Below are 15,831 nucleotides of genomic sequence, written 5' to 3'. Positions count from 1 at the left end.
GGGATATCGAGGTTGCCGAAACACAACGGCGTGGGCTGCTTCCTCTAGGGTTGCGGGACAGGGACCCGGAATTGGCATTCCTGGGCGATTTCACCTTGGAATACGATGCCGGCGCGAATGGTTTTGGCTTGAACATCATATGCACCCATCGCACCATTCCGAGCGATGTCGGGGCGGACGTTATTCGGTTGCGCGCCATATTCGATGAAACAGCCGGAGCCAGCGTCAGCGACCGTTGATCGGCTGTTCTGGTAGATCGCCAAGCGCATGGGGCATCGTTTCAGTGTGGCATTGCCGACAGGGTCGGTGCGGATCGGCGAGCAGCCGGTGAGCGTGTGCAGGACCGAGAGGACGACGGTTTTGGCCGGGCTGCGAACGACGATGTGACTCTCGGAAGCCGGCGCGTTGGCGACCGCAAAGCGTGTATCGCCTTTGGCCGCGTAGGCATGGTTGTTCTTCTTCAGTCGGTCGGCCCATAGGGAGGCGTAGTGCACGGCTTCCGAGTTCGGGAGCTCGAGATCGGCATAGGCGACGGCGCGCCAGGCGTTCGGATCATGCGTGAGCGGCTGGGCCGAAGCGTGGGGCGCGAATGTCAGGGCAGCCGCGACTGCGACAAATGTCAGGCGTGCATGCATTCCTTGCCTCGCTTGTGTGCCCTATGATTAAATCAATGTTGTGATGATTGTCGAGCGTGATATTTGGATGGGACAAAAAGCCCGCCTATCGGGGCTGGATGAATTGCGAGGCTTGGCGATCGGGCTGGTGGTGCTGTCGCATGTCGGGCCGGTCTTCGGAGAAGGCGGGAAGGTCGCCGCTCTGCTGTTTGCGCCGGCGTGGAGCGTCGGGGTCGACCTGTTCTTTGTGATTTCCGGCCTGGTGGTGGAACGCTCATTGCGAAGCCTGCGCCTCGAGCGCGGTGCGCTCGAGGCGGCCTCCGCCTTCTATGTCAGGCGTGCTGTGCGGATCGTGCCGCTGGCCTGGTGCGTCGGCGCCATCCTCTCGATCGGGTTGATCATCCCGGGAAGCGGCGTTGAGCCTGCAGACGCGAAGGCGGCATTCGCCTTCATCTCGAATGCGCATTGGGCGCCCTGTTTCGGGGGCGCCACAGGATATGCGGGAACGCCTTTGCGTTTGGGCCATTCTGGTCGATCGCGGCCGAGATGCAATTTTATCTACTGGCTCCGCTCCTGGTGTTCTTGCTACCGCGGCGGGCACTCGTCGCGCTGGCCGGATTCGCTCTCGTGGTCGGGACGTTCACGCTGCGGCCCTGGGGCGGGACGCTTTGGACGTTCCGCATCGATGCAATCGCGGTCGGGCTGGCGATCGGAGCAACCATGGGCACAAGCGCATGGCCCCGTCTGGCGGAACACCTGCGGGCGATCGGTAACATGGAAGCGGCGTTCTGGATGTGGATCGCGGCCTTCATGTTGGCGATCTTGCCGCCGGCGATGCATCGCGTGGCGACTGCCGTGCTGGCGCTGATGTGCGGGTGGATCGTGACAAGGGCGACCTTGCGGGATGGTTCTGTGAACTGGCCGGGGCGGATGCTGCGCCGCTTGGGAGGCATCTCCTATGCCCTCTATCTGATCCATCTGCCGGTGCTGGCGCTGTTCAACTGGTCGCTTGGCCAATTCCTGGACGCTCCGGCGACGGCAACGCTCTCGATCGCGGTCGCGATCGGGCTGTCTCATGTGCTGACGGTGGCAATCGGAGATCCGCTCCGGCAGCTCGGCCGCCAATGGTCAAATCGAACAGTCCGGTAGGTGTTGCCGTGACGGAAGAAAATCGTCAGTGGTCGCTCGGTGGTGAAGATGTCGATCAAATTCCGCGAGGAGCGAGGGCGCTGGCAGAGCAGCTTTTGACCGAGGCCGACGGCGATGCCGTGGCAGCGCTCGTCGCGGCATGCTGCGTCATTGGAGCCATGCGCTCGGCGGTATCTAGGGGTTTGGTGCGCAATGGATCGCCGTCAGGGGTCGATATCGCGCAAGTGCTGGACGTGTTCGTGCGAAGCGAGCTCCCAGCAGAAGAGCAGAACCTGACCGGTAGATGACTTCGACCGCGAAGTAGCTACCATGTTTGAGGGGCTGTGCGGCCTGCCGCTCGATCCCCGGAATGCTGAATGCACGATACCCGCAGTTTGATCTTCGTGGACGACCTTCAGCAATGCCATGCACTGACACTGATTTCGCCAGGAAAGAGATTGAACTAGAGCCTTGCGAAACGCTTTGGCCGAACGACAGGATCGGTCTCGCATAGGGAAGCATGATTTTTCGCCCGGAGGTGAGCGATGCGGCCTCCATGCCTGAAGGTCGCCATGACTGCTGGCGCGACCACACGCAATACGCTCGAAGTCGCCGAAGACGGTCGTCGCAATCTTCGAACTGGGATCTGCACGAAGAGACGCGGTGGTGAATTGGCACGCTGCGTGACGACACATCCGGAGCGTCATAAAAGCCGCTCGCAGCGTACCTCGCATACGCCCGCGGACAATCTTGCCGACGCCGGCGCCGTTGGTTTGGCCGTCGGCTTCTGTGCGCATCTGGCCAGTCGACACGCGGCAGTGTGACGGCCGCCGCTTAGTAGCGGTCGCCGAACCAGCCCTTGCTCTTGGGCGGCGAGGGTTCCTGATAGGCCCACGGGACAGACTTGTAGGACGGCCTCGGGTCTTGGACGCGCCAAGCCTTCTGCCAGTAGTAGAAATTGAGGGGTACTCGGGCGAGCACGCGACCATCGGCAGACAGGAGGTCGGAAGCGCAGGCGACGACGGGGCCGTCGTAAAATTGCACGCGGCCAGTATAGCCGTTGAGCGCTCCTGGCCGGCAGGCAAAGACGCGAACGCCTGCAGCGATCGTGTCCGGGGCTTCCGCGGGGACGGAGATCGTCTTGATGCCTTCCTTGGTGATGAGCGTGCGCACAGGCACGGAGTTCCGATGCGAGCGGCGCAAGGCGCTATTCGCCTGAGCTTCGGTTGGGTAGCCGGCTCGCCGGGTAATGACCGGCGGGAAGCGCCCCCAGTCTGGCGCATATTCTTGCCGGCTGCGACTGACCCGATCAGGCTTCCAATAGGAGTCCGTAGCCGAAACGGGGCCGGCCGAATGTGAAGCATGCGGCACTCGCTCGGCGCAACCGGCGAGCAAGGCCGCGGATGCGACGAGGTGGAGGATGTGACGAAAAGAACGCATATCGTGCTCGGGGGTCATGGGTTTGCAGGTGAGAATTTCCGGTGAAGCCAAGGCATCTGGAAGGTGCTGGCCCAAATGCCGCGATGGGTTTTGCGAGCCTGACGCTGGATCTGGGCGTAGAGGGGATGCGACGATCGAGTTCATCGGGGAGAGTGACGGCTACGCCTGTTTTCCGCCTTTCGCCGGCGACGTCGGCCATTTCGCTGGCTGCACAACGCCCTCGTCTTTCCGGATCGGCGAGCAGACAAGCCATTTTTTCAAGGTGGCGGTTACGAGCCATGCCATGGCGACAACCCCACAAGGCAACGCCTGCTTTCCCAGCGTCGCGGTCTGGCCCAGGTCGCAGCCGTCGACGCCGCGACAGGTGCACGAAGCAAAAGTTGATTGCTGGTGGATCACTCCTCGTCAGATTCATTGAGTCAGTAAACTATCTTGCAAATCGCTGTGCAAGCGTCTCTGAATCATATCCCGCGAGGGGAGGAGGGTGCTCGTATCCGGATCCGCGCCCGATGGGCCGGGTAGGGCCTCGGTGTCGAGTTGACGCGGGGCCATCAGGCAATCGATACTCTGAATGCGCGCTATGCCGTGGCGGTCGCAGCGGCATCCGCTGGAGGAACTCAGCGGCTTTGTGGGCGGCCTTGCCTGATATCGCTGCGAGCCTTTCGAAGCCGCTGTTCGAGCGCTAAATAGCGAGCCGTAATCGAGTTCAGCTTTGTGAAAAACTGCCTACTCTGCGCAGGGTTGCCCGGCGCAGGTGGGGGGACGAAAGCAAAAAGAGCTACCCGATCAGCGTCTAATTGTTTTAGCTCCGAGCAGAGACGGCAAATTTCGTGGTCGTCCGTTCCGGAACTCCGATGTGATGCACGGCGCGAGGTACGCGTAGGGTTGGTCTGCCGACCCACATCGTTCGACCAAAGTAAAATCGTATCCAAGGCGTTTCCTCCACGCCGGGTTGTGGTCATCCAATCTGGAATAATGCGGGTTGCAACCTATGTATACTGGTGGTTTTGCCTGTCATTTTTGACAGGTCGTGAGACGCTGGAATCCAGCGAGGAGCAACCTAGTTCGATAGCCGCGCGAATGGCTTGGAGAGGCGCGTCGATAGCAAGGAGATAAGCTGGATATGGCGAGATTTGACTCAAATTTTCACGACGTGACGGAGGGTATTCACGCAGTTGCCTCTCCTGCGGACGCCGCGGACCTTCTGAACACAATTGTCGAAAGTTACGGTCTTGAGACGGCGGCCTTTCTTACCGTCAGGCCGGTTTACGAGGAACCGAGTAAGCCGTTCTATGTGACCACCTATTCGCCTGACTGGGTGAAACGCTACATCGAGAAGGATTTTTTCGACATCGATCCCGTGCTTCGCTATGGGCTGCGTGCTGTGAAATTGGTTGATTGGAAGGAGATCGACCTATCGGACAAGCCCGTGCGCACGTTCTTCGGTGAAGCGAGGGAACATGGTGTCGGGAAGCATGGCGTCACGTTCCCGGTTAGGGGGGTCGACGGCGACCGCGGCATTCTGACCGTAACGAGCAACGAGAACGCAGCGGCGTGGCAGACGTTTCTCAAATCCGAGGTTCGCGACTTCCAGCATCTCGCCGGTGAATTTCACAATGCTATCGGTCGAATCCAAGGAAGGCCCCGCCATCCGACGGTCTGCTCCGATAGAGAGATCGAATGCCTGAAATGGTACGCGAGGGGAGAGAAGGTCAAACGGACCGCAGAGATACTGTCGCTATCCCCTCGCACGGTCCGATTTCATCTTGATCTGGCACGGGCCAAGCTTGGTGCCAAAAGCTTGGCCCATGCGGTTGCGATCGCGGCAGAGCGCGGCCTTTTCTCTCAAAGACTGTTCTGATCGGTAGCCAAGCGCTTCGCGGGAAGCCGCCGGCGAAACTCGTTCCGTTTCGTGAAGCTGGGAATGCTAGAACGACTGAGTCATGGGGAAAGAAGGTAGGCGTCGCTCTGGACAACCTGATCCGGAAAGGCACCGCGACGCTCCAAGGGTAGGATGCTGGCCAAACCAAGTGTCCTATTCGCAAACCACACGGTACCGCTTGCCGGGCTCACTGATGTTCTTGCAGACAAGCGGCTTGTGTGGCTCGGAAGAGGAGAGCGGCGGACTTGCGGCCCGCCAAACGACTCTCTTTGATGTCTTGCGACGTGCCGTCCGGCGCGGTTCGAGCCGTTCCGGCTCCTCGTGGCGCAACCGGAAACACGCTGGCATCGATCCGCGGCTGCTGCAGGCGTGTCGGCTCTTTGTTAAAGAATCGCCTGGCATCAAGCGATCTCGGAATAATCACCGTACCATCATCGCTGTGCGCGCAGCCGCTGCCCGACAGTAAGGCTAGCCCCAGGAAAAAAGGCAGTATCCGTCCAAACATAAGCATAACCCTTGGCGGGCATACCCCGGCTTGCGGGTCGCCGACAACGCGCAATTGATACGAAGAAAGGGCGGCATTGCTTGCCGCCCTTTCGAAATTGTCGAGATGCGTGGATCTTTAAAAGCCCATACCGCCCATGCCGCCAGGCATGCCGCCGCCAGCCGACTCTTTCTTGGGAGCCTCCGCGATCATGGCTTCGGTGGTGACGAGCAGGCCGGCGACCGAGGCCGCGTCCTGGAGAGCCGTGCGAACGACCTTGACCGGATCGACGATACCCATGGCGATCATGTCGCCATATTCGCCGGTCTGGGCGTTGTAGCCGAAGGTCAAGCCCTTGTTCTCAAGGATCTTGCCGGCAACGATCGATGCTTCCGCACCGGCGTTGGCCGCGATCTGGCGGGCCGGAGCCTGCAGCGCACGACGAACGATGTTGATGCCGGCGGCCTGGTCGGCATTGACGCCGGTGACCTTGATGTCGGCCGAAGCGCGCAGGAGAGCGACGCCGCCGCCTGCAACGATGCCTTCTTCCACGGCCGCGCGGGTCGCGTTGAGGGCGTCATCGACGCGGTCCTTCTTTTCCTTGACTTCGACTTCCGTCGCGCCGCCGACGCGGATCACCGCAACGCCGCCGGCGAGCTTGGCCAGACGTTCCTGCAGCTTCTCCTTGTCGTAGTCCGACGTGGTCTCTTCGATCTGCTGCTTGATCTGGGCGACGCGGCCCTGGATCTCGGCCTTCTTGCCGGCGCCGTCGACGATGGTGGTGTTCTCCTTGGAGATCGACACCTTCTTGGCGCGGCCGAGCATGTTGAGGCCGACGTTCTCGAGCTTGATGCCGAGATCTTCGGAGATGACCTGGCCACCGGTGAGGATGGCGATGTCTTCCAGCATGGCCTTGCGGCGATCACCGAAGCCCGGCGCCTTGACGGCGGCGATCTTAAGGCCGCCACGCAGCTTGTTGACGACCAGCGTGGCGAGCGCCTCGCCTTCGACGTGTTCCGAGATGATGAGCAGCGGCTTCGAGGTCTGCACGACGGCTTCGAGGACCGGCAGCATCGCCTGCAGGTTGGAGAGCTTCTTCTCGTGCAGGAGGATGTAGACGTCCTCCAGTTCGGCAACCATCTTGTCGGCGTTGGTGACGAAGTAGGGCGAGAGATAGCCGCGGTCGAACTGCATGCCTTCGACGACCTCGAGTTCAGTCTCGGCGGTCTTGGCTTCCTCAACCGTGATGACGCCTTCGTTGCCGACCTTCTGCATCGCTTCGGCGATCATCTTCCCGACCGACTCGTCGCCATTGCCGGCGATCGTGCCGACCTGGGCGACTTCCTCGGAGGTCTTGATCTTCTTGGCAGCCTTGCCGAGCGCCGCGACGACTTCGGTCACGGCCAGATCGATGCCGCGCTTCAGGTCCATCGGGTTCATGCCGGCGGCAACGGCCTTGTTGCCTTCCTGGACGATCGACTGCGCCAGAACGGTCGCGGTTGTGGTGCCGTCACCGGCGATGTCGTTGGTCTTCGAAGCAACTTCGCGGATCATCTGCGCGCCCATGTTCTCGAACTTGTCGGAAAGTTCGATTTCCTTGGCGACGGTGACCCCGTCCTTGGTGATGCGCGGTGCGCCGAACGACTTGTCGATGACGACGTTGCGGCCCTTGGGGCCGAGCGTGACCTTCACCGCGTCGGCGAGGATGTTGACGCCGCGCAGCATGCGCTCGCGGGCATCACAGGAGAATTTTACGTCTTTGGCAGCCATTTTTTACTCCTGGGCATTTCGCCCGAAATTCAGATTGGATGGTGCGGGTGAAAGGCGGCGGCGTGTCAGCCGATGATGCCCATGATGTCGGATTCCTTCATGATCAGAAGGTCTTCGCCATTGAGCTTGACTTCGGTGCCCGACCACTTGCCGAACAGGATGCGGTTGCCGGCCTTGACGTCCAAGGGGACCAACTTGCCAGCTTCGTCACGGGCGCCCGAGCCAACAGCAATGATCTCGCCTTCCTGCGGCTTTTCCTTTGCCGTGTCCGGGATGATGATCCCGCCGGCGGTGTGATTCGGACTCGACGCGGCGAACGACCACGCGGTCGCCCGGCTTATACCCGAAGGTGGCGCGCAACCCACCGATCATGTTGTCGAGCCGACACGGGCCTCCACCAGATGACCGGAGCGGTGATCATGCTGCGTACACCGTGCTCGCCCCGGCGATTTGACATGAACCTCCTTGTAGAAGCCCGTTCTTGCCAGTTACGCGAGCCCTGGAGCTCCTTGAGGCTCTGGTGCGCCTGGCGGGCATCGATACACACCAAGCTGACCCCAACTCCCGCAGGCCAAGGCAGATCGCGGGTGACATACGTCCGGTTTCGGTCACCGCCCGCTCGATCGGGCCGTGTCGGCGAGCGCCGCGCGGCGAGCTGCCGGGCCGGGATGCCACATGGCCATGTGTGGACCCCGCCCGATTGCAACAGGTCGGCTAGATCAAGATTGTCGGTCACAACTGCTGACCGTTAAGCGTATTGGCGGGCTCTGGATCGCACGTGCTACTGCGGTTGGTGCTCTCGTGCTTGGGTGCGCGGGTTGACCAATGCTTCTTGTGAGCGTGCTGCCGGCATCGCTGCTTAAGTTAAGTTAGATGTCCTCTCGATTGAGATATCCTTTGAGCCTCTTCGCCAGGACCCTCACATGTGGCGGAGCGACCATCGTGTAATGATCACCTGGAACCTTATGAATTTCCAGGCTGCCTCGCGCGAATTGCTTCCACCCAAGATCACCATTAGGTTCATTCATGGATGCGCGTAGCCCTTTAATGGCTGCAAAAAGAACGGACCTGCTGTCGTTGGGCCGAGGCGTGTAATCACACAGCGCAATTCTATTTGCCTCGGCAACTGTCAGGATATTATCGAGCTGCGTGTCACTGATGGCGGGGAGGTTGCCTGCTTGCCTTCCGAGCTCGAGCAAGACAGTGACCTGACGCTCACGTTTGATGGATTTCAGTTTTCGCCAATGTTTCTTCAGCGCAGGAAAAAGGACGCTCAATATGACTGCTTGCTCACTCACCCAGTCAGGAATACGGCGCTTGCCGAGCAGGCGATGATACCGGCCGCTTGTGTGCTCTTCATCCTTGTGAGTTGCTTTGGCATCGAGCAGCCCAAGTATCGCTATCTCGTCACCAGCGTCGCGCAATTGGCAGGCCATTTCCCAAGCAATGCTACCGCCCATAGACAAGCCGGCGAGCTGATAGGGGCCGCTCGGTTGAACGCTCTTGATAGCCTCTACGTATTCCCGCGCCATCTCCGGAATGCTCAGGTGAGGTCTTGCCTCACCATTCAGACCGCGCGCCTGCAGGCCGAAGAGCGGCTGCTCCGGGCCAAGTGCCTGAGCAAGAGGCGTATATAGGAGTACATGTCCCCCAAAAGGGTGGGGGCAAAACAGAGGCGTCCGCGAACCGCCGGTTTGTATCGGCACTAGTGCGCTCGGACGCGTGCTTCCACCGGTCTTCGAGAGGGCTATTGCGAGCCCTCTTGGAGTCTGGTGTTCCAGCAGCAGGTTGACAGCCAATCTCTCTCCCGTGAGCTGCTCGATGCGATCGATGACGCTTAAGGCGCTCAACGAATCGCCACCAAGATCAAAGAAGCTGTCGGTCAAGGCAACGTCATCCAAGCCCAAAATGTCCCGATAGACCGCCGCAATTTGGCGGTCCAAAGCTGCCTCACCGGACATCTGAATCACAATCGGGCTGCGTGCTTCATCGCTTCCAGTCGGGGCATCGACGGATATGGCCGCAGTATCAGATTCATTCAAATCGGCGTTTTGTCTGCCCTCTTTGCTGGCGACCGCATCCAGCCAATAATGCTTGCGATCAAAAGGATAAGGCGGGAGAGGGGTGCGCTGTGGGGGGTGATGGTCGTGCAGGCCAGACCAATCAATGCGAACGCCGCAGGCCCAAAGCTTGCCCAGTATTTGTAACAGTCTCAGGCGATCACCTTGCCCATGATCGCCTCCTGGCAAGGCCGCAAAGGCGATCGGGCTATGCAGGTTGATCTTTGACTTGGACCGCTTGGAATGTCCCGTCAGGGCTGCACCAGGCCCCATCTCAATACAGAACTCGTGGCCCGATTGCACCAGCCGATCGAAGGCCTGATGGAATTGCACCGTCTCTCGCAGATTGCGGACCCAATAGTTGCCATCGAGCGGCACGTCCGGCTCAAGCCAGTCACCGAGCACCGTTGACATGAAGGGCATTTGCGGCGCGTGCAAATCGACTTGCCCTGCATGAATCTTAAACTCCGGCAGGATTGCATCGAGTAGGGATGAATGCACGGCATGACTTGCACGTATTCGTTTACTCGCAATCGATCTCGCCTCCAATCGCTCATGAAACGCTTCGATCTCGGATGCGGCCCCCGAAACGACGCACTGACGTGGACCATTTATTGCCGCCAATGAAAGGCGTTCGTTCCAATAGGGCTGGAGCTCTTCCGGCGACAGGCTGACTGCAACAATCCCGCCGGCAGGCACACGCGACGTCAACTGTCCTCTTATCAGCGTCAGTCGAATAGCATCAGGTAACGAGATAATGCCCGCAAAATGAGCGGCTGCATATTCGCCGATGCTGTGGCCGATCACAGCTGCAGGGATAGTGCCCCACGACATGAAGAGCTTCGTCATTGCATATTGCGTAGCAAAGATGACAGGCTGTATGACGGCTTCCAGCTGAGGTTCAAGCTCGCCATCAGATTTGCCTTCGCAGTAGAGCAGGGGGCGGAAATCAATATGTGCGAGCTGATCAAGCCAGTTTGCGCATTCGTCGATGGCGGCGCGGAATACCGGCTCTTCTTCATAGAGCTCCCGACCCATTCCAATCTGCTGCCCGCCCTGGCCGGAGAACATGAATACGATGCGTTCACTGCTTGACACCTCTCGCGTCGCGCCCGCCTGCAGTGCCGCCTGGTCGATTTGGTCGGCTAGTTCCACCAGACCGGATCCCACGAAACTTGTGCGATATCTGAGAGCGGCTCGACCCTTTTGCAGCGTATAAGCGATTTGTGCTGCCCGGTGCTGAACATCGCTTTGGCGCATAAAGCCGGCCAGTTGCCGAAGCATTTCGTTCAGTGCCGGCCTGCTCGCCCCCGATACTGGAAAGACGTGCAGCCTGCGACCGCTTTCTTCACCACTCTGCGGCGGAGCTTCCTCAAGAATCACGTGCGCATTCGTGCCACCGATGCCAAATGAGCTGACCGCACCGCGCTTTGGCTCATCGCCCTTGAGCCAAGCGGTGCAGGTCTTGTTTACGAACACCGGGCTCTCCTGAAAATCGATATTTGGGTTGGGCTTGTCAAAATGCAGGCTAGCGGGAATGACGCCCCTGTTCAGCATTGTGGCAAGCTTGATCAATCCCGTTACGCCCGCTGCGGCGTCGAGATGGCCGACATTTGTCTTGACCGAACCTATTGCGCAGAATTGTTTCCGTGCTGTGTGGCAACGAAAGGCCTTGGTCAGGCCGGAGATTTCGATGGGGTCCCCAAGATAGGTTCCCGTACCGTGCGCCTCCACATAACCAATAGTGTCGGCAGAGACATCAGCATCGGTAAGGGCAGCTTGAATCACAGCAGCCTGTCCGTCGGCGCTGGGGGCAGTGAAGCCTACCTTGCCGGCGCCATCATTGTTGATGGCGGTCCCCTTTATGACTGCCCAGATATAGTCGCCGTCTCTACAGGCATCGCTCAGCCGCTTGAGAACGACGACTGCTGCTCCGCTGCCTCTCACCGTTCCTTGTGCTTTAGCATCGAACGCACGGCAGCGGCCGTCAGGAGACAAAATGTGCCCTTGTTGATGGAGATAGCCTTTTCCATGGGGCAGGGAAATCGATGCACCGCCTGCCAGTGCCATATCGCACTCATTGTTGCGCAGGCTCTGGCAAGCGAGGTGGACTGCAACTAGCGAAGTGGAGCAGGCCGTCTGAACTGACACGCACGGGCCGGTCAAGTTGAGCTTATAGGCGATGCGCGTCGCCGTGAAATCGCAGCCATTAAGAATGCGGATCTGCAACTTCTCTGAATCCAGCAGGCCGCGGCCTGCTTCACGTTCAGGGAGATAGTGGTTGGCACCCACGCCGGCGAAGACACCGACACGGCTTTCGGCCGTCTCGCGCGATCCGTATCCCGCATGATCGAGTGCCTGATACGCCGTTTCCAGCAGCATCCGCTGTTGCGGGTCCATCCACGCTGCTTCCTTAGGCGAGAGATCGAAAAACGCTGCATCAAACAGATCAACTCCGCTGATGACGGCTTCGCGCCTCACAAAATTAGGCTTGCCAAAAGTATTCAGATCAACGCCAGCTTCTCGCAATGTCTGCTCATCCAGATCTGCGATGGACTCTATGCCATTGGCCAGATTGCTCCAGAATTGATCGACGTTCTCCGCCCCCGGGAACCTGCCCGCCATCCCGATTATCGCAACAGCATTGCGGTCCTGGTTGGGCTCGTTTTCAATTGAGGCCAAGGCAATTGGTTTCGTTAAATCCTGCGCGGGGTGACGAGCGCTTGGAATTGCGGCCAAGTGCGCTGCGAGCGTTCTTATGGTGGGGTGCTCGAAAAGATTCAGAATCTTGCAATTAATGCCCAAACGATCGTGGATACGCGCCTGAACCTGGACAATGGCCAGGGAATGTCCACCAACATCGAAGAAATTGTCATCGACGCCAACGGAGTCCACTTTCAGAATGTCCTTCCAGATGTCAGCCACTTCAGTCTGCAATCCATGGGTCGGTAAAGTTGCGGCCTTTGATGTCGAGGTGTTTTTGCTCGGCTCGGGAAGAGCTCGCCTATCGATCTTCCCGCTGCGATTGGTCGGTAGCTGTGGAAGGAACACGAACTGTGAGGGAATCATATAGCCAGGCAGCGCGGCGCGCAGGAAAGCCTGAAGTTCATGGGTATCCTCCGAACTGTCCAGTCGCCTAACCACGTACGCTATTAGGTTCGCATTTTCGTTGAGACGGTCTGCCGGCGTGAAGCAGCACGCTTTGACGTTCTCGTGCTCCATCAGACACTGCTCGATTTCGGCAAGCTCGACCCGCATGCCGCGAACCTTGATCTGTCCGTCTTTCCGGCCCAGGAACTCAATCCTGCCATCTGTCCGATAGCGCGCCCGATCCCCAGTTTTATAGAGCCTGGATTGCGGCTCATCATCGAACGGGTTTGGCCGGAAAACCTCCCGCGTGAGTTCATCGTGATTGATGTAGCCGCGGGCTATGCCGACGCCCCCGATGTAGAGCTCGCCGATTGCGCCAACCGGTGCCGGATTACCATAGCGATCGAGGATATAAGCCTTAGTATTGATGGCGGGGCGCCCAATGGGTGGCTTTTGCCCCTCGGCTTTCACCTCGGTCCTTATGCAATAGACGGTCGTTTCGGTAGGCCCGTAGGAATTGAAGATGCGGCGCTTCTCCCCCCACCGCTCAATGAGGCTCGACGGCAAGGGCTCTCCACCTGACTTGATCACAGTGAGATCAGGAAGATCAGTCGACGGCAAAGAGATCCACGCTGTCGGCGTAAGACCGGCAGCGGTAATGCGCTCACAGCGCATGAATTCGACCAGCTCTGCTCCGGGCAGCGATGCCGACGGGGGCGCCAAGCACAATCGACCACCCGAGGACAAAGCCAGCATAAAATCGAAAAGCGATGCATCAAATCCGCAGGAAGCGAACTGCAATACCCGGCTATCCGGCCCCAGCTGATAGGTGCGTCTTAGATCCTCCACCATGTTGCAGGCGCTTCGATGTTCAACCATCACGCCTTTCGGCTGACCCGTGGAACCGGACGTATAGATCACGTAAGCCAAATCGGAGGGGCGGGCGGGGCAGTGCGGAGGCATGACTTCGTGCAGAGCGATTTCGGTGCGGTCCTTGTCGAGGAGAACTACCGCGCATCCATTCGCACATTCAATGTTTTGCGCTGATAGGGCTTTCCCGAACGTCTGTTCTGTAAGCTCTGCCTTGCTGATCACTGCAGTGGCTTCAGCGTCCCGCACCATGAAGTGTAGGCGCTGGGGTGGCAGGCGCGGATCGAGAGGAAGATAGACGGCCCCCGCCTTCAGGACCGCTAGGAACCCGACAATGAGATCGCACGAACGCTCAACGAGAACGCCGACCACGTCTCCGAGGCCGACACCTTTTGAAATTAGATGACGGGCAAGCCTGTTTGCCCTTTGCTCAAGTACAGTATAGCTGAGTGCCTCAGATGCGCAGCTGACAGCGATATTGTCCGGGTAAGTGGCGGCCTGCTCGGCGATCAGGTTGTGCAGACAAATGTCGGACGGAAAAGGTGCAGCTGTCTCGTTCCAGCCGTGCAGAAGCTGGTGCTCTTCCTCAGGTGTGACAAAACTATAGTTTCCTATCCGTCGTGCGGGGGCATCTGCAATCGCCTCAAGCAACAAGCAATAGTGCTTCGCCAGCCGCTCGATGCTGCTGCGATCCCACAAATCGGCATTGTATACGGCGTGGAGGCGGAGGCTTTCCTTTCCAGCCAGGATTCGGAAATCAAGATCGATCCAGATATCGGTCTCACAAAATCGGATTTGCGCAGGCAAACCGGAGAGGTCGACGTCGCATGGCGTGAAGCCAAGAGAACTCACCGCCTCGGGAGTGAAGTTGAAAACTGCTTGCGCGAGCGGATTGCGATTTGGTGCAGCGGGGAGCTTGAGCTTCTCTAGGAGCAGTGGAAGAGGAAAATACTCGTTGCTGCGCGCGCTACGCATCAGGTGTCGCACCCGCTGCAAATGGTCGAGGAAAATGGGATTTCCGGAAAGATCCTGCCGTAGGGCAGCCATAGTCACAAAGTAGCCGAAGATCCCCGAAAAATTTCCCGCCGGACGACCGAGGCGTGGCGCGTAGAGTGTGATGTCGTCCTGATCGCCATAACGATGCAGCAGGACATAGTAGGCAGCAAGCAGAACGGTGGACAGCGTTACTTTTTCTTTGTGCGCCAGTCCCTCCAAGCGCGCAACCAGTGGCGTCTCAACATCCAGGCAGACAACTGCACCGGTGTGCGTGGCAAGCGCGCCTCGTGCTCTGTCGGTCGGAAGGCCTAGGTCGAGCTGATGGTCGGCAAATTGGCTGCGCCAGTAGGCCCACATGCGTTCTCCGTCGTCGCCGGCAAGAAGGCGTTCCTGCCAGGTTACGAAATCCTCGTAAGGAGCCGGTGTGGTAAGACTTGGCATGTCCGTCTTGCCGCAGCACGCCTGGTAGAACCTGCCGAACTCTCGTAGGAAGGTGCGAATGCTGTAGGCGTCGGAAATAATGTGATGGAAATTGAGGAGGAGAGTCTCCTCCGTGGCACTGCGGATGAACAGGTGAGCGCGAAACACCGGACCATGTTCCAGATCGAAAGGTGAGCGAGCTTCCGCCGCGATAGATTTATGGAACTCTGCTTCTTCGGCACCTTGCAGCTGAACGACATGAAAGCTCAGAGAGACTGTCTCATGAATGCGCTGCACGACCTGCTCTCCTTCCTGGTGAAAGGTCGTGCGCAGCATTTCATGGCGGTCGATCAATGCTTGGAGCGCACTCCGCAAGGCATCAATGTCGAACGGTGCCCTTATGCGCATCTCTACCGGTAGATTGTATTCGCTACCTGTTGGCCTTTTTTGATGATGCAGCCAAAGGCCCATTTGGCCATGCGAGAGCGGACGGGTGACGTAGTCCATTGCTTTCTCCAGCCGTTGATTGTGCGGAGTACACTACGCGCTTTTTTCTTGAATGGTTTGAATTGTCCATGAATTATACCATTCACAAATATTAACCTATTGTGTAACCAGATACATATTCCCTCAATGTTACAATTTCAGACGACTGGTCTTATTAATTCGGAAACAAAAAATCGTAGAGAGGTTCGGCGAGCATCAAGCTGGTCGCGATGGTTCCAATGACTTTATATATCTGACACATTGCCAGCCCTCGGCAGCGTAGAACTGGCTCCTGCTCAGTAACGACTGGCGCCATCCAAGGCCGCAGCAGAGTGTGACCGGCCAAACGACTTGACCGTTGCGCTGATCCGGCAGGGGCATGTGATGCATGCAGGCAGTCGGGGCGCGTTTGCGGATGACCCTGCACTGTTACCCTCTGCCAAAGGATGCCTTGAAATTGCTATGTGGCACGTCTGACATTTGTCGGACTTCGGCTGTTCGGAAAGCGGCAAAATGTGTGTGAATTCTGGTTCCACGCGGAAGAATCCAGGTAACCGAGCGCGTCCGCTCTGTCCGATATCCGACGAATGT

Annotated in this window: 8 protein-coding genes and 2 pseudogenes; 5 read left to right on the top strand and 5 right to left on the bottom strand. The window is 58.8% G+C overall.

Features of this window, described 5'->3' with window-relative positions:
* Window positions 1–44: 44 nt before the first annotated feature.
* Complete coding sequence (locus NLY42_RS01090) at window positions 45–635, bottom strand: hypothetical protein (protein WP_023755763.1); 591 nt, start codon at window positions 633–635, stop codon at window positions 45–47.
* A gap of 43 nt (window positions 636–678) precedes the next feature.
* Here NLY42_RS01090 and NLY42_RS01085 point away from each other — a divergent pair.
* The 4 genes and pseudogenes from NLY42_RS01085 to NLY42_RS01070 form a co-directional block, all read left to right on the top strand.
* Window positions 679–975 (top strand): annotated as a pseudogene (locus tag NLY42_RS01085) (acyltransferase family protein); the annotation flags it as partial.
* Between the two features lie 104 nt (window positions 976–1,079).
* Entirely contained in the window at window positions 1,080–1,763 is a 684-nt protein-coding gene (locus tag NLY42_RS01080; RefSeq protein WP_280800267.1) for an acyltransferase family protein, read from the top strand.
* 8 nt (window positions 1,764–1,771) lie between these two features.
* Window positions 1,772–2,050 (top strand): hypothetical protein, encoded by a 279-nt coding sequence (locus tag NLY42_RS01075; RefSeq protein ID WP_023755762.1) that lies wholly within the window; start codon window positions 1,772–1,774, stop codon window positions 2,048–2,050.
* A gap of 264 nt (window positions 2,051–2,314) precedes the next feature.
* Window positions 2,315–2,566: a hypothetical protein gene (locus NLY42_RS01070; RefSeq protein WP_286489012.1), complete on the top strand. Its 252-nt coding sequence runs from the start codon at window positions 2,315–2,317 to the stop codon at window positions 2,564–2,566.
* A gap of 10 nt (window positions 2,567–2,576) precedes the next feature.
* On the opposite strand, the gene NLY42_RS01065 is transcribed toward NLY42_RS01070, so the two are convergent.
* Complete coding sequence (locus NLY42_RS01065) at window positions 2,577–2,915, bottom strand: hypothetical protein (RefSeq protein ID WP_245263590.1); 339 nt, start codon at window positions 2,913–2,915, stop codon at window positions 2,577–2,579.
* Window positions 2,916–4,305: 1,390 nt separating this feature from the next.
* Here NLY42_RS01065 and NLY42_RS01060 point away from each other — a divergent pair.
* Window positions 4,306–5,043 carry a helix-turn-helix transcriptional regulator gene (locus tag NLY42_RS01060; RefSeq protein WP_023755759.1) on the top strand — a complete coding sequence of 246 codons (738 nt, stop codon included), beginning with the start codon at window positions 4,306–4,308 and terminating at the stop codon, window positions 5,041–5,043.
* Between the two features lie 643 nt (window positions 5,044–5,686).
* Here NLY42_RS01060 and groL read toward each other — a convergent pair.
* The 3 genes and pseudogenes from groL to NLY42_RS01045 form a co-directional block, all read right to left on the bottom strand.
* Window positions 5,687–7,318 carry a chaperonin GroEL gene (gene groL / locus NLY42_RS01055; protein ID WP_286489010.1) on the bottom strand — a complete coding sequence of 544 codons (1,632 nt, stop codon included), beginning with the start codon at window positions 7,316–7,318 and terminating at the stop codon, window positions 5,687–5,689.
* Between the two features lie 65 nt (window positions 7,319–7,383).
* A pseudogene (locus NLY42_RS01050) lies at window positions 7,384–7,690 on the bottom strand (co-chaperone GroES).
* A 497-nt stretch (window positions 7,691–8,187) separates the two neighbouring features.
* Window positions 8,188–15,261 (bottom strand): hybrid non-ribosomal peptide synthetase/type I polyketide synthase, encoded by a 7,074-nt coding sequence (locus tag NLY42_RS01045; RefSeq protein WP_031245046.1) that lies wholly within the window; start codon window positions 15,259–15,261, stop codon window positions 8,188–8,190.
* Window positions 15,262–15,831 lie beyond the last annotated feature (570 nt).

The organism is Mesorhizobium sp. C372A, assembly GCF_030323245.1.
In the GTDB taxonomy this organism is placed as follows: Bacteria; Pseudomonadota; Alphaproteobacteria; order Rhizobiales; family Rhizobiaceae; genus Mesorhizobium.
The sequence above is the reverse complement of the archived record's forward strand: the minus strand, read 5'-3'. Positions and strand labels throughout refer to the sequence as shown.

Excerpts from the sequence above, each read along its gene's own strand:
- NLY42_RS01090 (WP_023755763.1), bottom strand. The coding sequence starts at position 635 with ATGCATGCACGCCTGACATTTGTCGCAGTCGCGGCTGCCCTGACATTC.
- NLY42_RS01060 (WP_023755759.1), top strand. The coding sequence starts at position 4,306 with ATGGCGAGATTTGACTCAAATTTTCACGACGTGACGGAGGGTATTCAC.
- NLY42_RS01045 (WP_031245046.1), bottom strand. The coding sequence starts at position 15,261 with ATGGACTACGTCACCCGTCCGCTCTCGCATGGCCAAATGGGCCTTTGG.
- groL (WP_286489010.1), bottom strand. The coding sequence starts at position 7,318 with ATGGCTGCCAAAGACGTAAAATTCTCCTGTGATGCCCGCGAGCGCATG.
- NLY42_RS01070 (WP_286489012.1), top strand. The coding sequence starts at position 2,315 with ATGACTGCTGGCGCGACCACACGCAATACGCTCGAAGTCGCCGAAGAC.